15 protein-coding genes and 1 pseudogene are annotated in these 23,240 nt (G+C 45.0%); 10 read left to right on the plus strand and 6 right to left on the minus strand.

Annotated features, from left to right (window positions below):
• The first annotated feature begins 346 nt into the window (after positions 1-346).
• On the plus strand, positions 347-2,260 hold the full coding sequence (dnaK, locus tag AB4351_RS17775) for a molecular chaperone DnaK (RefSeq protein WP_019823919.1): 1,914 nt from the start codon (positions 347-349) through the stop codon (positions 2,258-2,260).
• Between the two features lie 284 nt (positions 2,261-2,544).
• The gene (gene dnaJ, locus AB4351_RS17780) at positions 2,545-3,693 is read left to right on the plus strand and encodes a molecular chaperone DnaJ (RefSeq protein WP_102428275.1); all 1,149 of its coding nucleotides are present in this window, start codon (positions 2,545-2,547) and stop codon (positions 3,691-3,693) included.
• A gap of 128 nt (positions 3,694-3,821) precedes the next feature.
• Here dnaJ and AB4351_RS17785 read toward each other — a convergent pair whose 3' ends face one another.
• Positions 3,822-4,253 (minus strand): type IV pilin protein, encoded by a 432-nt coding sequence (locus AB4351_RS17785; protein ID WP_372126786.1) that lies wholly within the window; start codon positions 4,251-4,253, stop codon positions 3,822-3,824.
• A gap of 102 nt (positions 4,254-4,355) precedes the next feature.
• Between AB4351_RS17785 and AB4351_RS17790 the strand changes: the two genes are divergently transcribed.
• The 7 genes and pseudogenes from AB4351_RS17790 (at position 4,356) to tadA (ending at position 11,157) form a co-directional block, all read left to right on the plus strand.
• Entirely contained in the window at positions 4,356-4,856 is a 501-nt protein-coding gene (locus AB4351_RS17790; RefSeq protein ID WP_372126757.1) for a Tfp pilus assembly protein FimT/FimU, read from the plus strand.
• Complete coding sequence (locus AB4351_RS17795) at positions 4,834-5,436, plus strand: PilW family protein (RefSeq protein WP_136974101.1); 603 nt, start codon at positions 4,834-4,836, stop codon at positions 5,434-5,436. Before AB4351_RS17790 ends, AB4351_RS17795 begins: the two co-directional genes overlap by 23 nt.
• On the plus strand, positions 5,433-6,728 hold the full coding sequence (locus AB4351_RS17800) for a hypothetical protein (protein WP_010438941.1): 1,296 nt from the start codon (positions 5,433-5,435) through the stop codon (positions 6,726-6,728). The genes AB4351_RS17795 and AB4351_RS17800 overlap by 4 nt, the downstream gene beginning before the upstream one ends.
• Positions 6,718-7,128, plus strand: coding sequence for a prepilin-type N-terminal cleavage/methylation domain-containing protein (locus tag AB4351_RS17805; RefSeq protein ID WP_102385574.1), 411 nt, complete (start codon positions 6,718-6,720; stop codon positions 7,126-7,128). The genes AB4351_RS17800 and AB4351_RS17805 overlap by 11 nt, the downstream gene beginning before the upstream one ends.
• A 271-nt stretch (positions 7,129-7,399) precedes the next feature.
• Positions 7,400-8,962, plus strand: a complete 1,563-nt coding sequence (locus AB4351_RS17810) for an AbgT family transporter (protein ID WP_017059875.1) — start codon at positions 7,400-7,402, stop codon at positions 8,960-8,962.
• Between the two features lie 214 nt (positions 8,963-9,176).
• Positions 9,177-10,466 (plus strand): hemolysin family protein, encoded by a 1,290-nt coding sequence (locus AB4351_RS17815; protein WP_017067641.1) that lies wholly within the window; start codon positions 9,177-9,179, stop codon positions 10,464-10,466.
• Between the two features lie 86 nt (positions 10,467-10,552).
• Positions 10,553-11,157, plus strand: a pseudogene (gene tadA, locus AB4351_RS17820) (tRNA adenosine(34) deaminase TadA).
• 61 nt (positions 11,158-11,218) lie between these two features.
• Here the strand turns inward: tadA and AB4351_RS17825 are convergent.
• Together AB4351_RS17825 and mltF are read right to left on the minus strand one after the other, a co-directional pair.
• Positions 11,219-11,350, minus strand: coding sequence for a hypothetical protein (locus tag AB4351_RS17825; RefSeq protein WP_017059878.1), 132 nt, complete (start codon positions 11,348-11,350; stop codon positions 11,219-11,221).
• Between the two features lie 316 nt (positions 11,351-11,666).
• On the minus strand, positions 11,667-13,235 hold the full coding sequence (gene mltF / locus AB4351_RS17830; protein WP_371725091.1) for a membrane-bound lytic murein transglycosylase MltF: 1,569 nt from the start codon (positions 13,233-13,235) through the stop codon (positions 11,667-11,669).
• Between the two features lie 329 nt (positions 13,236-13,564).
• Here mltF and purL point away from each other — a divergent pair, with 329 nt between their 5' ends.
• Complete coding sequence (gene purL / locus AB4351_RS17835) at positions 13,565-17,473, plus strand: phosphoribosylformylglycinamidine synthase (RefSeq protein WP_017068539.1); 3,909 nt, start codon at positions 13,565-13,567, stop codon at positions 17,471-17,473.
• Between the two features lie 372 nt (positions 17,474-17,845).
• Here the strand turns inward: purL and AB4351_RS17840 are convergent, their stop codons facing one another.
• The 3 genes from AB4351_RS17840 to AB4351_RS17850 form a co-directional block, all read right to left on the minus strand.
• Entirely contained in the window at positions 17,846-20,950 is a 3,105-nt protein-coding gene (locus AB4351_RS17840; RefSeq protein ID WP_372126759.1) for an efflux RND transporter permease subunit, read from the minus strand.
• A complete protein-coding gene (locus AB4351_RS17845; RefSeq protein ID WP_372126761.1) occupies positions 20,947-22,269 on the minus strand; it encodes an efflux RND transporter periplasmic adaptor subunit in 1,323 nt (440 codons plus the stop codon). Before AB4351_RS17845 ends, AB4351_RS17840 begins: the two co-directional genes overlap by 4 nt.
• A 124-nt stretch (positions 22,270-22,393) precedes the next feature.
• A complete protein-coding gene (locus tag AB4351_RS17850; protein WP_372126763.1) occupies positions 22,394-22,744 on the minus strand; it encodes an EF-hand domain-containing protein in 351 nt (116 codons plus the stop codon).
• Positions 22,745-23,240: the final 496 nt, after the last annotated feature.

Consider the following 23,240-nt stretch of genomic DNA (forward strand, 5'->3'; position numbering starts at 1 on the left):
GCTTTAACTGATCGGCATTATTCCACATGAAGGTCTTTTTTTATGGCATCTGGAATAGGGTTGAGGTTTCAATGTGGCGACAAATGCGAGAGTTTCTCAACATTGGAGCCTTAATTGGTAAGGGATCGGTCACTTTTTACCTTTATGTAAAAAGATACGGGAAAAAATAGATTTTTTTTATTTATTCCCTTGAAAACCAGTTTGCAGCCCTTATCTATGGTGCATACGAAAGCAAATTACATTTGCACTTAAATTTTGTGTATTAGGGTTGAATCCCTGATTACCGCCCCCCACATATGTGGGTATAGCAAAAAACTAATATAGATTATATTTCGGAGATAGCCTGATGGGTCGAATCATTGGTATTGATTTAGGTACTACTAACTCTTGTGTTGCTGTTTTAGACGGCGACAAACCACGCGTACTAGAAAATGCTGAAGGCGAACGCACAACAGCATCGGTAATCGCATACACTGACGGCGAGACGCTAGTTGGTCAACCTGCGAAACGTCAAGCAGTTACTAACCCTCAAAACACGCTATACGCAATTAAGCGTCTAATCGGTCGTCGTTTTGAAGATGAAGAAGTTCAACGCGATATCGAAATCATGCCTTTCAACATTGTTAAGGCTGACAACGGTGATGCATGGGTTGAAGCGCAAGGCCAAAAAATGGCTGCTCCTCAAGTATCTGCTGAAGTTCTTAAGAAAATGAAGAAAACAGCTGAAGACTTCCTAGGCGAAGAAGTAACTGGCGCAGTAGTAACTGTTCCTGCTTACTTCAACGATGCTCAACGTCAAGCAACGAAAGATGCTGGCCGTATCGCTGGTCTAGATGTTAAACGTATCATCAACGAACCAACTGCTGCTGCTCTAGCTTACGGCCTAGACAAGCAAGGTGGTGATCGCACTATCGCTGTATACGACCTTGGTGGTGGTACATTCGATATCTCTATCATCGAAATCGATGAAGTAGAAGGCGAGAAGACTTTCGAAGTTCTTTCAACTAACGGTGACACTCACCTTGGTGGTGAAGATTTCGATAACCGCATGATCAACTACCTAGTAGATGAGTTCAAGAAAGAGCAAGGTATCGACCTTAAAGCTGATCCACTAGCAATGCAGCGTGTTAAAGAAGCAGCAGAAAAAGCGAAAATCGAGCTTTCTTCTACTACTCAAACTGACGTAAACCTACCTTACGTTACTGCTGATGCGACTGGTCCTAAGCACATGAACATCAAAGTGACTCGTGCGAAGCTTGAGTCTCTAGTTGAAGACCTAGTTCAACGTTCTCTTGAGCCACTAAAAGTTGCTCTAGCGGATGCTGACCTATCTGTAGGCGAAATCACTGACGTTATCCTAGTTGGTGGTCAAACTCGTATGCCTATGGTTCAAGCTAAAGTAACTGAATTCTTCGGTAAAGAGCCACGTAAAGACGTGAACCCTGACGAAGCTGTTGCAATGGGTGCTGCTGTTCAAGGTGGTGTACTAGCTGGTGACGTTAAAGACGTTCTACTACTAGACGTTACTCCTCTATCTTTCGGTATCGAAACGATGGGTGGCGTGATGACTAAGCTTATCGAGAAAAACACAACTATCCCTACTAAAGCGGATCAAGTGTTCTCTACAGCTGAAGACAACCAAAACGCAGTAACTATCCACGTTCTTCAAGGTGAGCGTAAGCAAGCGACTTACAACAAGTCTCTTGGTCAGTTCAACCTAGAAGGTATCCAACCAGCACCACGTGGCATGCCACAAATCGAAGTAACATTCGACCTAGATGCTGATGGTATCCTGAACGTATCTGCTAAAGATAAAGCAACAGGTAAAGAGCAGAAGATCACTATCCAAGCATCAGGCGGCCTGTCTGAGGAAGAGATCGAAGCAATGGTACAAGAAGCAGAAGCTAACAAAGAAGCGGACAAAAAGTTCGAAGAGCTAGTAACTGCACGTAACCAAGCTGACCAAATGATTCACGGCACTAAGAAGCAAGTAGAAGAAGCTGGTGAAGCTCTACCTGCAGACGAGAAAGCTAAAATCGAAGCGGCTATCACGGCACTAGAAGAAGTTAAGTCTGGTAACGACAAAGAAGCTATCGACGCTAAAGTTCAAGAACTTATGCAAGCAGCTCAGAAGCTAATGGAAATTGCTCAACAGAAAGCTCAAGCTGAACAAGCTGGTGCTGACGCTGGTGAACAACCTAAGCAAGACGACGATGTGGTAGACGCAGAGTTTGAAGAAGTTAAAGACGACAAAAAATAATTTCGTCGCAGAGTAGCCTGATTTCGTTGTCGGAAGTGCTCACCTACTAGCGTAGGCTCCGCGCTTCCACTTAGGACTCAAGCTATCTGCTTAGAAATTTGTCTCGAAGACTTATTAATACGGGCGTCAGAGGTAACTCTCACGCCCGTAAATTTGTATTTAGACTTGTCGATCTAGATAATAGCTTTATTCGGCATTTCAGCCGGCAGAACTTTTATCTAGATTGATACACAGACTACTGAAGTGATCATTCGGTAGTAGCAATTATTTTGGTGACCTAGAACATGTCAAAACGTGATTTTTACGAAGTATTAGGCGTAAGCCGCGATGCATCAGAGCGCGATATTAAAAAAGCGTACAAACGCTTAGCGATGAAATTCCACCCGGACCGTAACCAGGGTGATGAGACCGCAGCAGATAAGTTTAAAGAAGTAAAAGTAGCGTACGAGATCCTAACCGATTCTCAAAAGAAAGCAGCTTACGACCAATACGGTCATGCAGCCTTTGAACAAGGTGGCATGGGCGGCGGCGGTGGTTTCGGCGGCGGTGGCCAAGGTGACTTCGGCGATATCTTCGGTGACGTATTTGGCGACATCTTCGGCGGCGGTCGTCGTGGTGGCGGTCAACAGCGTGCACAACGTGGTTCAGATCTACGTTACAACATGGAACTTTCTCTAGAAGAAGCGGTTCGTGGTGTTTCTAAAGAAATCGAAGTACCAACACTTGTAGAGTGTGATACTTGTGACGGCAGCGGCGCGAAAGCGGGTTCTTCTGCACAAACGTGTGGCACTTGTCATGGCCACGGCCAAGTACAAATGCGCCAAGGTTTCTTTGCGGTTCAACAGACTTGTCCTACTTGTAACGGTAAAGGCAAGATCATCAAAGACCCATGTAACTCATGTCATGGTCAAGGTCGCAAACAGAAGACGAAAACACTTAACGTTAAGATCCCTGCTGGTGTTGATACTGGAGATCGTATTCGTCTATCTGGCGAAGGCGAAGCGGGAGAGCACGGCGCTCCAGCTGGCGATCTGTACGTACAAGTACACGTAAAAGAGCACAACATCTTCGAACGTGACGGCAACAACCTTTACTGCGAAGTACCAGTAAGCTTCTCTATGGCTGCTCTAGGCGGTGAAGTTGAAGTTCCAACACTGGATGGTCGTGTAAACCTTAAGGTGCCAGAAGAAACACAAACGGGCCGTATGTTCCGTATGCGTGGCAAAGGCGTGAAAGGCGTTCGTGGCGGCGGTGTGGGTGACCTAATCGTTAAACTAGTGGTTGAGACACCGGTTAAGCTAAGCGCTCGCCAGAAAGAACTACTGCGTGAATTCGAAGAAACATGTTGTGGTGAAGCGGCAAGCAAGCACAAGCCAAAGTCTGAAGGTTTCTTCAGCGGTGTTAAAAACTTCTTCGATGACCTAACTAAGTAATTGATAGTGATTTGAAAATTTTAAAGCCTGCCAGTGTGCAGGCTTTTTTGATCATCTCGTTTAGTTAAAAAATGCAGCCATGTATATGCCTAGTCATTCTTTAATCAAACCAAGGGCATTAATTTCTACTAGTTCCAGCAATCTGCAGGGGATTCTTCACCTGAAGATTTTAGCGTCATTGTTTTGGGAGTGCCTAAGCAAGAGTCACCACTTTGCCCCTTAGTTGACTGTGCCGTGGCAGTTATTATATATGCCATGCTGCTTGAACTTGCGACAGAAAATACATAGCGATCACTTGGTGATTCACATATAGTACAAGCCCCTCCTGAAACAATACTTCCCCAGCTATATACACCATTGTAAGACTGCTCAAGCGTGAGTTGGATTTTTGCCATATCAGCTAATGCTGCTGTTCTATGGGATTTTATTACATGCTCGGTATAGCTTGGGTAGGCAATAGCGGTTAGTACTCCAATAAGAGCCACTGCGATCAATAGTTCGATCAATGTCATCCCTTTGTTACTTAAGTTGTTGTTGTTACATTTATTTTTTCGAATCATCACGAGTAGTTCCTTCTCTATATTCAGCCTATTTTTCTTCGGTGGTAGCATCCTTGCAAGATTAAATACGGTTACGTATCGGTTTACATAGGAATTTGGGAAATGTCTCGCGGGTTTACCTTCTTAGAGCTACTCATAACCATATCAGTGCTCTCTATATTATTGGCAGTTGCCGCTCCAAGTTTTAGTTCGGTCTCGGAAACAGTGAAAATGCAACGGCTAGCTACCGAGCTGAATGGTTTTATGATGCAGGCGAAATCTGAGGCAGTTATGAGAAATACTGATCTTTGGGCTCATTTTCTAATGAATGGTAACTCAAATGACACCGGTGATTGGAAAATTGAATTGACTGAATTCGATGTTCCGAATACCGGTACGGCAATCCTTACAATGGAAGGAGTTTCATTTCGAAACATAGATTTCACCGTTAACTACAGTTCTGAACAAATTAAATTTAGTGGAGTAAACGGTAAAGCTAAAGATGGGCATCTCTTATTTAATATGAACTCTAAGCCTTTAAAGCTTATAACATATAGTACTTCTGGAAGAATGAGAATCTGTGGTGTGGGAGGAGACTTTTATGGTTATCAGACCTGCACTTAAGAGGCAGCAATTCGGTGCAACATTAGTCGAATTAATGATCTCTTCTATTTTGGGAATTGTAGTTATTGGAAGTGTGGGGTCGGTATTTATATCGGGACAAAACATCGCATCCGAGAGAAGTAAAGAATTATTACTATTACAACAAGTTTCAGGAGCTCTTCAATACTTTAAAGAAGATATCCAGCGTGCGGGCTACGATGGAGGGACAGGTGTATCTCTAAAATTATCAGGCTCCACCGATACTTTATATATTTCTCCTGATTCAAAAACGGTTGCATATGCTTACACTCATCAATCAGAGATTCGAAATGTCGCTTTTGTATTTGATTCAGGCTTGGTCAAGGTGTGTGATAGCCCCTCCAGTATCGTAAAAACAGTATCAGCGGCGATTAGTGGGTGCTCTTCTATCTTTGAGCCGAATCAAATTAGAGTCGTTGATTTTCATGCGAATCAGTCAAGTATTGAATCTCAAGGGGTTAGTTCAGGTATTACAACCATTATGATTTCTGCTGAATTAGTAGGAGATACGTCCGTTAATTATTCATCAAGTGTGATTGTAAAAAATAGGAATTGGCGATGAATAAAAATCAACAAGGTGCGGTTGTTTTACTTACAACAAGTGTATTACTAGTTACTGCGTTAATGTTGACTTTTGGTAGTTATCGCTCTGTTTTTTATCAAATAAAAAGATCTCAGAATGAAGTAGAAGCGCGCAAGCAACATTGGGAAGCAGAGGGAGGTCTAGAGTGTGGGTTTACATATATTGTTAATCAAAAATTGCAATCAATACCCAATAATTTAGCGACAGTTTGTAACTCGTATAGTTTTTCTTCCTTAAATGCTGACTTTACAAACCCTGAAATTTTGCTTTCTCAAGTTGGTCATAGCAGTGTTAATAAAAAAATAATCTTTTCATCTTCAGTTGGTTATGGAGCTATGAAGTCGACTTCTGATGTTATTTCTTTTGGCTCAGCACTTTTTTCACCACCAGACCCTGGTGAATTTGACTCGGCTGCTGAAGCTTATGAGTGTATCGGGGCAGTGGTTAAATATAGGTTTATTGCGACTGGTATTACCAATCATGGCGTAAGTAGTTCTATTGAATCTCCAGGAGCCGGGCATGATCCCACTAAGGATTGTAAGCCTTCTCATAAGACATCGACAGCTGTTAAATCAGGGATATGGGAGAACTCCTTTGGAGTGATAAGTTCTCATAATGTTGGGTTAGATATTCAGCGAGATGACACTATCGACCCTTTTAAAGATTTTTTCGGAGTCGATAAAAGTAAGTGGCAAGAGGTTCGTGATGATGTAGATAACGAATTTATTAAAGTTTCAATGCCTTCTAGTAGTGTTGATTGCTATAGCCAATTTTCTGATTCAATAGTGAATGGACAGCCCAATAAAGTTTGGATTGATGGCTCTTGCCAACTAGCGCCAGTTGATGTGACGAATATTGTAAATTTACAGGCTGCACACCCGGGAACCGATTTGTTTTTACTTGTTCATGACGGTGTTTTTGGGGTCACTGGTTCTGGCGATATTAGCGGTGTATTTTTTCATTTTAATAATACTTACTCTCCCACTCCTTCTCAATGGGACTCGATGACGGAAGTGAAACCTTTTGTAAATTCAGTATTTAGTGACCTAATTAATACTATGTATGGTTCTTCAAGTACTCTTACGCCATACCATGCAACTTATGCGCAAGCTGGCGCATTCAGTTTCACGGGGGGACAATTTTTTGATACAGAAGGGCAAATGGCGCTATTTAATAACTCTCTGAATTTTTCATTCAATTCAGATGTTATTGATGAGTTCGAATTTTCACCTAAGCCAAGATGGCAAAAAGGTTCATGGAATGATTTATAAGCAAAAAGGTTTTAGCCTAATTGAAGTACTCATTTCATTTTTATTGATCGGAGTCGGTTCGCTAGGGCTAATTAAGTTACAAACATATGTTGAGCAAAAGTCTGACTTTGCTATTCATAGTGTAGAAGCTTTGAATTTGGCTGAAAATAAGCTGGAATGGTTTAGAACTCGAGGCGCATCTGCCGCTTTATCGAGTATAACGCCTGCGGATTTTGCTACGGATATTGTTGATGGCATGGATCACTCGCATTTTAAATATCAACTTGATTGGACAGTGACGAACAGTTTATCCGGAGCGCTGAAGACCGTTCAGATAACAAGCTCATGGGAAGACCGGTTTGGTAATAATCAAGCGATCGAATTACATACCATGATTTCTAAATACAGCGAGTTCGATTGATTGGGTTTATAACTTCAATGTCGTGATAGTTTGCTCTTCTCGGACATTGTTTACGTGCTAGTTAAAACTCTGTATATGGAATGGTGTTTTTTATGTTTTTATATTGTTGTGGTTGTATGGTATTTTTGCAAAATATGTCTCCATTTATGGAAAATTAGGTGGAATCTTGTGCTTTTTAACAACGACTTTAATAGAATGTGTGCTTTACCAATAGGCCGTGGTCAAAACTTATATTAGGCCTAAACAAAACAACATCACATATGGAGTTACCATGAGTAACCAAGCCGTAAAAAAAGCACCATCGACTGAGAAGATCAGTGGTATGGACCGCTTTCTAAACTTCATTGAACGCGCCGGCAACAAAATTCCAGATCCAGCAATCCTGTTCTTCTGGGCTCTAGTTATTGTATGGGTAGCATCTGCACTTTTATCGAATCTTTCATTCGACTTAATCAACCCTCAAACGGGTGCTGCTCTTGAAGTAAACAACCTACTAACTGGTGAAGCGCTTGCTAGCTTCCTAGCGAATATGGTTACCACGTTCACAGGCTTCGCACCTCTAGGCATCGTACTTGTTGCTATGCTAGGTGTTGGCGTTGCAGACTCTTCAGGCTTCATTACGACTGGCCTTAAGAAGATGCTTAACTTCACGCCAGCTAAGCTACTAACGCCGATGCTAATCTTGGTTGCTATCGTGTCTCACACAGCAGCTGATGCAGGTTACGTTCTAGTAATCCCTCTTGGCGGTATCATCTTCCACGCTGCGGGTCGTCACCCTCTAGCGGGTATTGCAGCAGCGTTTGCTGGTGTATCAGGTGGTTTCTCAGCGAACTTTATCCCTTCAGGTATTGATCCGCTACTAGCTGGTTTCACTCAAACAGCGGCAAACGTTCTTGACCCTGCATATGTGATCAACCCTCTAGCGAACATCTTCTTTACTGGTTTGTCTTCAATTCTAATTGTGGCAATTGGTTGGTACGTTACAGAGAAAATTATCGAGCCTCGTCTTGCTAATACGCCTGTAGATGAAGATGCAGAACAAGCACCTGATCTAGGTACGTTCACAGCCATTGAATCTAAAGCATTCAAATTCGCTGGTTGGGCAATGGTTGCCGGTATTGGTCTGCTTATCGCGGCTCTAATGCCTGAAAACTCAGCACTTCGTTCACCTGAAGGCGAATTAACGGCGTTCTCAGCACCAGTGATGAAGTCTATTGTTCCTCTGATCTTCATCCTGTTTATTATTCCGGGTATCGTCTACGGCCGTGTAGCGGGTACATTCAAGAATAGTAATGATGTTATCAAAGCAATGTCTGAGACGATGGCAACGATGGGCGCATACATTGTAATGTCGTTCTTCTGTGCTCAGTTCCTATCTGCATTCGCTCAATCAAACATCGGTACTATGCTGGCACTTTACGGTGCTGAAGGCTTGAAAGCGATGGACCTTCCAGGTGAAGCAACGGTTGTTGGTATGATTCTACTAACGGCTGCAGTTAACCTTCTTGTTGGTTCTGCTTCAGCTAAGTGGGCACTGATTGGTCCTATCCTAGTTCCAATGCTAATGGTTGTGGGTATCTCTCCTGAGCTATCTCAAGCGGCTTACCGTGTAGGTGACTCAGTGTCTAACATCATCTCTCCACTAATGGTGTTCTTCCCACTGGTTGTTGTTTACTGTCAGCGCTATGTTAAGTCGACAGGTATCGGTACTCTAGCTTCTCTAATGATGCCATTCTCGATTGCGATGTTAATCGGTTGGTCTATCTTCTTGCTAGCTTACTGGGCTCTTGGTATCCCACTAGGTATCCAAGCACCTTACACTTACACAATGTAAGATTGAACTAAGCAAAACTAAGCTTTATTCATTGCTAAGCCCGCACCGAAATGTGCGGGCTTTTTTTCGCTATTTTTTCCGTTTTTTATATCCAAGGTTTTTATATCCAAAACTTTCTATATCCAAAAATTTTTATATTCAAAATAATGGCACTCAGCTTATACTCCGGATTACGGCTAATTGTTGGCCGGTAAATTTAGGAAATCCAAGCCACATGAAAATTCTGCTTTTAGTAGGGTTAATTGTTTTAAATGGTCTGTTTGCCATGTCTGAGATTGCATTGGTAGCAGCAAAAAATAGTCGGCTGAAACGCTTAGCCGAAAAACACCGCTCCGCTCAGGTTGCTCTTGATCTCAAAGAAAACCCAACCCGCTTCCTCTCTACAATCCAAATCGGTATCACGGTAATCGGCCTACTCAGCGGGATTGTGGGTGAGGCGACGCTATCGGCTCCACTAGCCGTTCAACTTGAACTGTGGGGACTAGACCCAACACAAGCGAACATCTTGTCTACTGCGGTTGTGGTGGTAGGTATTACTTATTTCGCTATCGTTGTCGGTGAGTTGGTACCAAAGCGTTTTGCTCAGTCTCAAGCTGAAAACATTGCTGTGTTAGTCGCGCTGCCAATCTTCTGGTTATCTAAAATCGCGACGCCGTTTGTGTTTGCGTTGTCGGCTTCAACGGAAGGTATTCTTAAGTTGATGGGCCGAGGCGGTGAAGAAGATAGCGTTACCGAAGATGATATCCATGCACTTGTGAAAGAGGGCTCAGAATCGGGTGTGATTGAACGCGGCGAACAAGAGATGATTCGTAATATCTTGCAGCTTGATGATCGTCTTGTGAGCTCATTGATGACTCCGCGTCGAGACATCGACTTTCTGGATGTCGACCAACCCGTTGAGCAGATATTAAAGAAACTGCGTTCATCAAAACACAGTGTGTTTCCATTGTGCCAAGATCACCTCAATAAAGTGGTGGGTACAGTGTCAGCCAAAGCCTTGCTGAATCAGGCGGGCAATCTAAGCATTCAAGTGATCATGGGGCTGTCTCGCTCGCCGATCTATGTTCCAGAATCGATGAAAGCTCTGCGTCTACTTGGCTACTTTAAAGAGTCGGGCACCGAGATGGCATTCATTGTCGACGAGTATGGCGATGTTCAAGGTCTTGTGACTCATTACGATATTCTTGAGGCGATTGCTGGCGAGCTATCGAATAATCCGAACGATCTTTGGACCGAGCAAGTGGAAGACGGTTTGTTGGTGGATGGATTGATTCCTATCAGTGAACTGAAAAACCGTTTAGAGCTATCGGATTTTGAGGGCGAAAGCGAGAGCTTCCAAACGCTGAATGGCCTTGTGACATGGTTAATAGGGCGCTTACCGGATGCAGGCGAAGTTGTTCAATACCAGCAGTGGCAGTTTGAAATTATCTCTGTTGAGAACAATCGCATTGTGAGTATCAAAGCGACGCCAATAGCCGATGACATAGAAGACGCTAATAGCTAACAGTTCGACCAACCAGTAAGCGGCAATGGTTCATTGTCTGTTGTTGTCTATTACCTCTTTATTGTTCATTATCTCTAAGATTAGGTATGCTTCACCGCATACCTATTTTCGTTTTTATCCTTTGTTTCTGGAGTTCCCTTTGTCAGACCATCAATTCACCCCTCAAGATGAAATCTTCATGCGACGCGCCATCGAGGTGGCTACGCAAGCAGAGAGCGAGGGAGAGGTTCCTGTTGGTGCAGTATTAGTAAAAGATGGGGAGATTATCTCTGAAGGATGGAACCGTTCGATTGGCAGCCACGATGCTACGGCACACGCAGAAATTGAAACCTTGCGTAAAGCCGGTCAAACCTTAGAAAACTATCGGCTACTCGATACCACTTTATACGTTACGCTAGAGCCTTGCCCAATGTGCGCAGGTGCCTTGCTACACAGCCGAGTAACGCGCATTGTGTTTGGTGCTCCAGACTTAAAAGCAGGCGCTGCAGGTACAGTGTTGAATTTGTTTGAAAGCCAGGCCTCATACCACTATGCCGACGTTGAACATGGTTTGTTAGAGGAAGAGTGCCGTGAGCAATTACAAGCGTTTTTCAAGCGTCGTAGAAAAGAGATAAAAGAGAAGCGAAAGCAAGAACGTCTGTTGGAAGAGCAGCGTTTAGAAGCAGAGATGAAGGCTGGCAATAAGAAATAGCAGCGTACTTTCGGCACTCTCTATCGCAAGAGTGCCAAGCAAACTGACTGAGTAACTACATTTACTCAGCAATCATCTGCATGAAAGCGCGATTGCGCCAAATGATCTTCTTCTTATTATTTGAAAGCATACGCTTACGACGGTTTGCAGCAACGGTCTTATCAAGGCGTTTCGATTTCAGTTTCTTCATCATTTCAATGATTTCCTATTTGTCGTCTGACTTTTTAGTTTGGACTAACGATTTAATTATAGTGTTATTCGTTTGTTTGGCCTGTCGCACGCTTGGCTTAAATAGAAGAGCAGTTCTAGTCTAAAGCCAGCATTGCAGTGCAACAGAGCATAATCTTGATTGTGGTGTGCCGTTATAAGGTTCGATTGTTACTGCAATATGACACTCTAGATCTCATCATCATTTTCTTGCCTGCTTCCCTTATCCCTTAGTGACGAAAGAAGAGTCGAAAAAAGACAATAAAAAAGAGCAATGCTAGATGGCATTGCTCTTTTGGGTTTTACTGTGAAGGCTCAGAACTGCTTACTGTCGACTGAGCTGCGCTGATACTCGATTCAGCACCTGAGGTTTCTAAAGGTGGGATCACCACCAAACCTTCAAGGGTCGCTTCTTGTTCTTTATTGCGCTTATTTACATGGCCAATAATGCTTTGGTAATAACGGCGAATGTTTTCAACGTAGTTTCTCGCTTCATCACCACGCGCATACCCATATCGAGTTTGGCTGTAGTACTTCTTCTGTCTTAACAGAGGCAATCTGTCTTTCACATCGCCCCAAGCATCAGGATCTCCTCCTTGTGCCTTCGTGAGGCGACGCGCGTCCATCATGTGCCCGTAACCGACATTGTATGAAGCAAGTGCAAACCAGATCTTTTCGTGTTGAGTGATTGAATCTGGTACTCGGTTCACGATACGACGCAGGTACTCAACACCGCCTTGTACCGACTGGTTCGGGTCGAGACGGTTGGTTACCCCAACACTCTTCGCGGTGGGCAGTGTCAACATCATCATGCCACGAACACCCGTTGGTGAGCGCGCAACAGGGTTCCAGTGTGATTCTTGGTAGGCCAAAGCGGCAATCAAGCGCCAATCAAATTCTTGAGAGTACCTTTGAAATAGCGGCGACCATTTTGGCAACTTGCTGTCCAGTGCGCGGATAAATGCACGAGTATCAACGTAGTCAAAAGTGCCGATGTGGCCGATGTATTTCTCTTCTAGTGAAGCCAGTTCACCAGACTGTTTTAGGTTACCGAAGAACTCAATCAGCAAAGCATACAGGCTTTCATCTTCCGATCTATTTAGGTACCAAGAGATAGGTTGGTCTTCTGTCAGCTCAAATGCCAAGGCAACATCTGGGTACAAACGTTGCGCCAGTGATAGCTCGATAGAGTCGGCCACTGTGAATAAACGTTCGCCTGTTGATACTTCTTTTAGCAGGTCATTGATGTCTGCATTGCCAACCGCGTCATAGATGAAGTCATCGTGCGTTTTCTGCAGCAGTTTGAGTGTTGGTTCAAAGTGTGAGTCTTTCACCACAACCAAAGATGGCGTTAATGTGTCAGTAGACGCCGCCTCTTCTGATTCAGTTTGTGCTTTAACAAAGTCAACCTGACGCTCATTCTCGAAATTGATCAGTTGTTCAAGGTTTCTCGGTCGCCACTGGCCTTTTTTGTATACGACCTGTTGGCTTACGTAGTAATAAGCAGGTGCGGCGCGATAAGCTCGTGTCAGTTTGTTGTTTTGCGTTAAGCCGGTCGCGATAAGATCGATTTCGCCTTTCTGCAGTGCAGGGAACAAGCCAGACAAACGGTAAGCGGGTTTAACCTCAAGCTTTACACCAAGCTCCTGCGCAAATTCACGAGCTAATTCGTAATCCAAGCCAGCAGGACCATCAGGACCGATGTAATAAGAGAGTTGGTTATTTAGGGTGCCGACACGAAGAACGCCACGATCTCGTATCTGCTCAAGGACACTTTTAGGTTCAGATTCAATCTGGCATCCAGCCAACCCAAATAGGGCGATGGCGAGCAGAAGGAACTTAGACGAAAAGATGAGCGTAAATTTAGGCATCAAAATGAAATCTCGAAAAGTGGAAGCTCCTTTATACCAAACCCCGCAAGGCTGGCAAAGCAGGTTTAATTAAACAGTTGTAAAAGTGGTGATAAATGCAGCAAAAGTACCATTTACGCAGAAAGATAAAAAAAATCACGCAAACGGTTGCTTTTGGTGTTACGTCACAAAAAGAAATGCTTTATAATGCGCTCGCATTGAAGAGGTGGGATCGGCATAGGTTTTTAAACCTTCGGGAATAGCTTCGAAGAAAACAGTTAGGTTTTTCCTTTAACCCACTGAATTTATTCCAATACTACCTTAATCAACTGCATAAGAGACGTAAGCACATGAGAATTTTGCGTGGCTCCCCAGCTCTATCTGAGTTTCGTGTTAACAAGCTTTTAGAGCTTTGTCGTGAATTAAGCTTACCTGTAACAGGTATTTACGCTGAGTTTGCCCACTTTGCTGATCTAACGGCAGACCTAGATGAGTCTGAAGTTGAGAAGCTAGAAAAGCTACTGACTTACGGTCCAACGATTGAAGAGCATGAACCTGAAGGTTTACTGCTGCTTGCAACGCCACGCCCAGGCACTATCTCGCCTTGGTCTTCAAAATCAACAGATATCGCACACAACTGCGGACTGGCTAAAGTGTCACGTCTAGAGCGCGGTACTGCTTTCTACATTGAAACCTCTGCTGAACTTTCTGAACTTCAACTTGTTGAGCTGAAAGCAATCCTGCACGACCGTATGATGGAAGTGGTTTTCACTGACTTCGAATCAGCGGCGGCACTATTTACCGTTGCTGAGCCTGCTCCTTATGCGGAAGTTGACCTACTAACTGGTGGACGTAAAGCGCTTGAAAAAGCAAACGTTACCCTAGGTCTTGCACTTGCAGAAGATGAGATTGATTACCTTCTTGAAAGCTTCACTGAGAAGCTAGGTCGTAACCCGACGGACATCGAGCTAATGATGTTTGCACAAGCGAACTCAGAGCACTGTCGTCATAAGATCTTTAACGCTGATTGGACTATCGATGGCGTTAAGCAAGAAAAATCATTGTTCAAGATGATTAAGAACACCTTTGAAACGACACCAGAACATGTTCTGTCTGCTTATAAAGATAACGCAGCGGTAATGACAGGTTCTGAAGTTGGTCGTTTCTTCCCAGATCCAGAAACTCGCCAGTACAGCTACCACCAAGAAAAAACACACATCTTGATGAAAGTTGAAACGCACAACCACCCAACGGCAATCTCACCGTGGCCAGGCGCATCGACAGGTTCAGGCGGTGAAATCCGTGATGAAGGCGCAACCGGTATTGGTGGTAAGCCAAAAGCGGGTCTTGTTGCTTTCTCTGTATCTAACCTTAAGATCCCGAACTTCGTTCAACCTTGGGAAACTGACTTTGGTAAGCCAAGCCGTATCGTTACTGCTCTGGATATCATGCTTGAAGGTCCTCTTGGTGGCGCGGCATTCAACAACGAATTTGGTCGTCCAAACCTACTTGGCTACTTCCGTACTTACGAAGAGAAAGTAAACTCTCACGCAGGTGAAGAAGTGCGTGGTTACCACAAACCAATCATGCTAGCTGGTGGTCTTGGCAACATCCGTGATGAGCACGTTCAGAAGAAAGAGATCCCGGTAGGTGCAAGCCTAATCGTTCTAGGTGGTCCTGCGATGAACATCGGCCTTGGCGGCGGTGCGGCATCTTCAATGGATTCTGGTTCTTCTTCTGAAGATCTTGATTTCGCTTCTGTACAACGTGAAAACCCAGAGATGGAGCGTCGTTGTCAGGAAGTTATCGACCGTTGTTGGCAGCTTGGTGATGCGAACCCAATCGCATTTATCCACGATGTGGGCGCGGGCGGTATCTCGAATGCTCTTCCTGAGCTAGTCGACGATGGCGAGCGTGGCGGTATCTTTAATCTACGTGACGTGCCAAACGATGAGCCGGGTATGAGCCCACTTGAGATCTGGTGTAACGAATCTCAAGAGCGTTATGTAATGGCGGTTGCTGATAAAGACATGGCAACGTTCGACGCGATTTGTAAGCGTGAACGTGCACCGTACGCAGTGGTTGGTAAAGCAACTGAAGAACGTGATCTGAAATTAGAAGATTCACACTTCGACAACACGCCAATCGACATGCCAATGGACATCCTATTAGGTAAAACACCTAAGATGCACCGTGACGCGAAAACGCTAAAAGCTAACAACCCTGCGATTGACCGTTCTGGCATCGAGATGAACGAAGCGGTTGACCGTGTTCTTCGCTTGCCAACAGTCGCTGAGAAAACATTCCTTATCACCATCGGTGACCGCTCGGTAACAGGCCTTGTAGCTCGTGACCAAATGGTTGGTCCATGGCAGGTTCCTGTTGCTAACTGCGCAGTAACAGCGGCAAGCTACGACTCTTACCACGGTGAGGCTATGTCTCTTGGTGAGCGTACGCCAGTGGCACTTCTAGACTTCGGCGCATCGGCTCGTCTAGCGGTTGGTGAAGCAATTACTAACATCGCAGCGACCAACATCGGCGATATCAAACACATTAAACTGTCGGCTAACTGGATGTCTCCAGCAGGTCACCCAGGTGAAGATGCAGGTCTTTACGAAGCGGTTAAAGCGGTTGGTGAAGAACTATGTCCAGCTCTGGGTCTAACTATCCCAGTGGGTAAAGACTCAATGTCGATGAAGACTAAGTGGGAAGAGAATGGCGAGCAGAAAGAAGTAACGTCTCCGCTATCTCTTGTTATCACTGCGTTTGCACGTGTTGAAGATGTTCGTAAGACGATTACTCCTCAGCTTCGCACTGACAAAGGTAATACAAGCCTAGTTCTTATCGACCTAGGTAACGGCAAAAACCGTATGGGTGCAACAGCACTTGCACAGGTTTACAAGCAGCTTGGTGACAAGCCAGCAGACGTAGACAACGCAGCGCAACTAAAAGGTTTCTACGAAGGCGTTCAAGCACTTGTAGCGAACGACCAAGTTGTCGCTTACCACGATAAAGGCGATGGTGGTCTATTCGTAACGCTAGCAGAAATGGCATTCGCAGGTCACTGTGGTGTTAATGCAAACATTGAAGCGTTAGGTGAAGACACGCTAGCAGCACTGTTCAACGAAGAGCTAGGTGCAGTAATCCAAGTCCGTAACGACGACCTAGACGCAGTACTTTCTACTCTTGCAGCTAACGGTCTAGAAGCATGTTCTCATGTGATTGGCAGCGTTGTTGGTGAAGGGGAAGCATCAGATGAACTAGTGATTAAGTCTGGCGAGTCTGTAGTGATTGAACGTAACCGTACTGAACTACGTACTATCTGGGCTGAGACAACGCACAAGATGCAAGGTCTGCGTGATAACCCAGTATGTGCTGACCAAGAACATGAAGCGAAGAAAGACAACTCGGACCCAGGTCTGAACGTGAAACTGAGCTTTGACGTAAACGAAGACATCGCAGCACCGTTCATCAACACAGGTGCTAAGCCTAAGATGGCGATTCTACGTGAGCAGGGTGTTAACTCTCACGTTGAAATGGCAGCAGCATTCGACCGTGCAGGCTTCGAAGCAACTGATATTCACATGAGCGACATCCTAACAGGTCAAGCGGTACTAGAAGAATACAACGGCCTTGTGGCATGTGGTGGCTTCTCTTACGGTGATGTACTAGGTGCTGGTGAAGGTTGGGCGAAGTCGGTTTTGTTTAATGACTCTACTCGTGACCAGTTTGAAAACTTCTTCAAGCGTGAAGATACTTTCTCTCTAGGTGTGTGTAACGGTTGTCAGATGCTGTCGAATCTACGTGAACTTATCCCAGGTGCGGAGTACTGGCCACGTTTCGTTCGCAACGAATCTGAGCGCTTTGAAGCACGTTTCAGCCTAGTAGAAGTTCAGAAGTCAGATTCTGTATTCTTCAACGGCATGGAAGGTTCTCGTATGCCAATCGCTGTTTCTCACGGTGAAGGCCGCGTAGAAGTACGTGATAACGACCACCTAAACGCGATTGAAAACTCAGGTACGGTTGCTCTACGTTACGTTGATAACAACGGTAACCAAACGCAGCAATACCCGAATAACCCGAATGGTTCGCCAAACGCTATCACAGGTTTAACAACGACTGACGGCCGCGTGACAATTATGATGCCTCACCCAGAGCGTGTATTCCGTACGGTTGCAAACTCTTGGTCTCCGGAAGGTTGGGGCGAGAATGGCGCTTGGATGCGTATGTTCCAAAACGCACGTAAGAACGTGGGTTAATTGAAAACGATTTAAACAGTGTTATCGGGACAATAACCACAAGCGCAGATCGAAAGGTCTGCGCTTTTTTTGGTGGTGAGTGTGGTGTAGGGATCACCGTATAGTGGATGTGTGTATAACAAACTTTTGGACAGAAATGAGTTTTGGAAAATCAAACATTAGCAAATGACTAATAACTTCAGGTATGACAAATAACTAAACCTGATAGAAAAACTGCCACCAAAGAGCAAAAGACAAGACCTGACCCTATTGTTTTTTGTACGCAAAAAAACAGCAGTCAGTGATAGGGTTTAATCGCCAAATAAATTCTACGCAAACTACCATTTTCATGCCGGGCTAAATGACATGGTTCAGCATGCACTCCCAAGGGCCTCAAAGGGAAGATTGAGCACCTTCTGCCCATTTGGTCAGCTTTAAATCGTCCAAAATAAGAAGCACGCAAGGCACAACAATTGACGCTAGTAACGTAGCCGAGACTAAGCCAAACGCAATACTGGCAATTAACGGGATCAGAAATTGCGCTTGCGTACTGGTTTCGATTAACAGTGGAAGCAATCCTGAAAATGTGGTTAACGAGGTGATAAATATCGCTCTAAATCGGTCACGTACCGCCTCTCGACAAGCGTCTATCAAGCGCTCGCCTTGGGCGATATTCTTCTTAATAAAATTGACCAACAGAATGTTATCGTTAACGACGATACCCGCTAAGGTAGCAAAGCCAACCAAGCTTGGAATAGTCAAATCGAACCCCATGCCCAAGTGCCCCCATACCACACCAATCCAGCCCATAGGGATTGCCAGCAGCACAGCAATCGGTTGAGTGTAGCTTTGTAACAGGAACACTAAAATAAGATAAATCCCCACCACGCCAAGAGCAAAGAAGGTCGCCAGCGAGGAGCCCGTATCTGAGCTTTCTTTATCCTGACCTTGCGAGGTGAAGGTGATGTCTGGGAATTTGTGTTGAGTTTGCGAGACAAATTCGCTATTGAACTGCAGCATGATTTCACGCGCATTGGCAACCCGCGTATCGATATTGCCTTGCACAACCACAGTGTTCATCCCATTAATGCGGTGAATTCGCGAGAAGGCTTGTTTTCTGTCAAACGTCGCAACACTTGATAATGGAACTAGGGTTCCATTGCCTGCCGTCACCATCAAGTTATTCAACTCATACAGGCTAGCTTGGTGCGTAAACTCATCCAGTCTCACACTAATATCCACCAGCTCGCCTTGTTGGAAAACCGTCAGATCAGTACTGCCTTTTACCGCGCTGCGCAGCGTTTGAGCAATGTTGGAAGCATTAACTCCCATCACGCCAGCTTCATCTTTAAGGTTAACGTGAAATTCGGTTCTGCCCTCACGCAGATCGGTGGAGAGGTTATAGACACCGTCAAATCCCTTCAACCATTTCACCAGCGAGCGGCTGACTTGATTGAGCTCTTGTAACGACTCACCCTGAACCCGAATATCAATGCCATTGCCAGCAATGCCCCGTTCTTTATCGGTAAACTTGAGTGAAACCACATCCGCCGTAGGGCCTACTTTTTGTTTCCAATCTTGGATCAGATCTTTAATGCTCTGCTGCCTAAATTGCGCTGGCAATAGATCGGCACTGACGGTTGCCATATGCGGCCCCGACTCATTAGCATCAGCATTTGAGTTGAACATGATCGTGGTGCTCGCGACCAAAGGTTTTGAGCTTGGGTATTTCTCTGCGTATTCTTGGTTGAGTTCATCAAGCGCGTTTGAAACCTTCTCCACCACCGCCTCTGTCTGGCTCAGTAAACTGCCTTGAGGGAGCAAGATACGCGCCTGCAGCACATCACTTTCCAAGGCAGGCATGGCTTTGAATTTCAGCCAACCTGACGAAATGGAAGCGGTTGAAATCATCACCACCATCACCAATATCCCTACTGAAAGATAAGGTGCATTCATCGCCTTGACACTCACTGGCACAAAGAATCTGTCTCTGATGTTTTCAAAACCGGCAATGAACTTGTCCCGTATAGGATTACAGCGAGATTCAGTATGGCTATGTGCCAAATGAGACGGCAAGATCAAGAAAGCTTCTATCAGACTAACAAGCAAGGTAATCAATAACACGATGGGAATATAGCGTAGTACTTCGCCCATCTTGCCTGTGAGAAACATCAGCGGCCCTATCACCATGATGGTGGTAGCAAACGATGCAATCACACCTGGGAAGACTTGTTTGGTACCTTCAATTGCAGCGTCAAACGCGGGTAGCCCTTGTTGCCTCTTGGCAGCGATGTTTTCTGCAATGATCAACGAGTCGTCCATTAGCAGACCAATCGCGACAATCAGCCCGACCAGCGTCATCATATTCAGGGTATAACCGAGAAGTTGTATCGCAAAAATGGCGCCAAGGAATGAAACCGGCAGCCCCATGGTGACCCAAAAGCTAAAGCGAATATTAAAAAACGCCCACAACATCAAAAATGCCAGTGCTAATCCCTGTGTGCCATTGCTGGTGAGGATTCTCAGACGCTCAATAATATTGGTGCTGGAATCTTGGGTGATGGTTAAAGCGACGCCTTCAGGGGCTCTCGCCTGTTCTTTTTCAACGATGCTGACGATCGCATCTTTGACCGTTAAGGTATCTTGAAATTGCGTTTTGGACACCTGAAGCAAAGCGGCACGCTGACCATTGAACAGGATTTGATTTTCATCGCTAGTGAACTTCTGCTGAATAACGGCAACATCACCGAGGCGAACCTGAGTCCCCGTCTCACTGGATTTAATCACGATATTTTCGAAGTCTCTGACGTTGCTGCCTAAGTGGTCGAAGCGGACGCTGATCTCTTCCAAGTCATTACTAAATACGCCAGCAGGAGTGCTGATACTTTGCTGTTGTACTAGATTGGACAAGTCGGACACACTCAGGCCGTACTGCTGCAACTTCCACTGCGATACGCGAATTTCTATTTCTTGATCCGCAAAACCGCTCACGGTCACCTGAGCGATCAATGGGCTCTCTTTTAACTTGTGCTTAATTTGTTGGGCATAGAGATATAAGTCCCTATCTGACATATTGCCGGTAATCGCGACACTGGCCACCGTTGCCACTCGGTCCAGTTTCGACACCGTGATCTGCTCAACTCGATCCGGAAAATCACTGATGGCGTTAACCTGCTGTTGAATATCGCTGGTTAAAGTGTCAATGTCTTCATCATCGCCGATTTCCACATTGGCGATGACCAAACTCTCTCGGGCATCACAGCTTAACTCTTTAATTCCACTCAGCTTATCGAGAGAATCTTCCAACGGGTAACACACTTCTTCCATCATCTCAAAAGGTGACGCGCCCGGATAAACGATCCGAACCTCAATATTTTTGGTCGGCGTCAACGGAAAAGTGTCTTTCTGCAGTTTGGGCAAGGCAAAAGCCCCTAACAGCAGTACCGCCATCATCAGGACATTGGCGCCAGTGGTGTGCCGAGCAAAAAAAGCGATCATAATTTGCCCTCTTTCTGAATCGCGTTTAGGGCTTTAAATCCGCTCTGCGTATCCAACCAAAGGCCGATTTTCTCATCCGGTTGCGGTTGTAAAGCCATCCCCTCAACGGCGGGTGAAAGTTTACTTAGCACAACCACATCACCGAATTCCACGCCAGATTTGATCACCGCAACCTGCCCTTGGACGAAATCTATCCTGACAGGTTTGCTTTTCAGTTTACCTTCAGAGACAGTGTAAACTTTACCATCATGGATGGCGTTTATCGGTAGCAAGACTTGTTGCTCCATCATTGGTGCTTTAATCGTGACTTTAACGAAAGTCCCACGAATAAGTGGTGGCTTCTCCCCGGGAATGGCTTGCTGATAGGGCTGATTTACTTGTGCAACCAGGCTTTGGCTTTGAGTCTGAGCATCGATTTCACCGCCGGAGCGGCTGATCTCGGCAGGCCAAGTAATTACTTTATCGCCTGCTTGGAGCTCGACTGTCGCGCTCAAGTTGCTATGAACATCTTCGTCAAGCGAGTCAAAGCGATTGGAATTTCTTAGCGGACGCATTTTACCAAGCGGAAACTGCGCGCGAACCTCAACGGCATCGATGTCATCCGCTTTGAGCAGCAATTCCCCCTTGTTGACATACTCGGCGAGTCCAACCAAGGTTTCGACAATGCGAATATCAAATGGGGCTTTAATTACGGTTTGTTCGAGATCTCGGTTTGCAAGTGCTAGTTCCGTTTGCAAAACCTTTTGCTGCGCTTGATTAATTGCCAGTTGGTTTTTCTGTGTCTGGAGCTGTTGCTGGCTGCTGAGCAAGTCTTTGGTCGCGCGGTCTTTCTCTGTTTTGGAGATATGCCCGGTTTCACTCAATTTGATTGAGCGGGCATATTCTGACTGTTGTACCTCAAACTCTTTCTCTGCAATCTTGAGCGAATCGATAATGGTCTGATTCGTTAGCATTAGCACTTCAAGCTCAGCTTGCAAACGGGCAATAGTAAGTTGATAAGCGGTGGGGTCAATTCTAAGGAGTTCGCTGTCTTTGCGGATAATAGCGCCCGTTTTGTATTGCTCAGAAACCCACACAACCGCGCCGTCAAGTTCAGACTGTGCCTGCCAGTCTTGAACAGACTCGGTATGTCCATATCCGATGGCAGAAGGTTGGATATTTCGCGGCTCGACTTTCAACACCCGAACCACCTTTTTAGCAGTCGTATTACTCGCATTAGGCGGTTCAGCCTTCATCCCTGGTGCGATCACCAATAACGCGATGCCCAACAAAACAGGAGGAACAAACAGAGCCCTTTGTAACCAGCTATACCTAGTCATAGCGATTCCCTTACTATATATTAGCTTTTCCTTAAGCAAAAGGTAGCACACCAACATAAGCGGATTTGCTTCCTTGATCTCAAAATAAGTCAGGCCTCACAAATGGAGGCCTGATTGAATTGAGCTACTGATTGTTTTTGCCTTTGCCCATGGTATTTTTGGGGTTCACCATGCCTTGATGAGCATTAAACTCTTGTTGAGAGATAGCGCGATCCGCGTTGCTATCTAACGAAGCAAAACTGTGGCTTTGATTGATATTTTTCAACGTACGTCCCTCTTCTGCTCGCTGGGCAATACGTTCTGAGCGTGCTTGATAGAACTCGGCTTCGGTTATCTTGCCATCACCATCGAGATCAAACTGTGAAAATACTGGGCGTGACATATTGTTATTCATGCCTTTATTCATTCCACCAGCCATTGCTCCGAAGGCAATAACGATACCGAGTAACGCGATTATCGTGCTTTTGATTTTCATGACGTTTTCCTTCTCTTTGTTTCACTACTTAAGAATATACTAATGTAAGTAAGATAACGTCATGTGATGTAAAGGTATGTAAAGATGGCTAAGTAGATATCGATTTATGTTCTTATCGGTTTGTAAGCGCAGCGCAACAGAAATTATGAAACTTCTGCCGCTCGTACTCTGGTAAGAGTACAGGCATAGCTATGTCCAAATGGTTTTCAAATTATCCCAAACTTTCAGCCACCGAAACCGAAAAGCCAATGATATAAAATCCCTAGTTTCGAAAAATATGGCGATTTTTAGACATTCAGAGTGTTTTCGAACTTTTGCCCAGCAGTTTGCCTTGCAAATATCCAACAGACAAGGGATTACTTTTAGTAGGGCAAATGCATGTTAACATTCTGTTAACTCTGACTGGTGATGGGGCAATAATGATTCCCAGAACATACAAAAAAGCCGCTGGATTGAACCCCAGCGGCTTATTATTTTCTAGCATCTAGCATCTAGC

This window comes from Vibrio sp. 10N.261.51.F11 (assembly GCF_041471665.1).
Classification (GTDB): Bacteria; Pseudomonadota; Gammaproteobacteria; order Enterobacterales; family Vibrionaceae; genus Vibrio; species Vibrio crassostreae_C.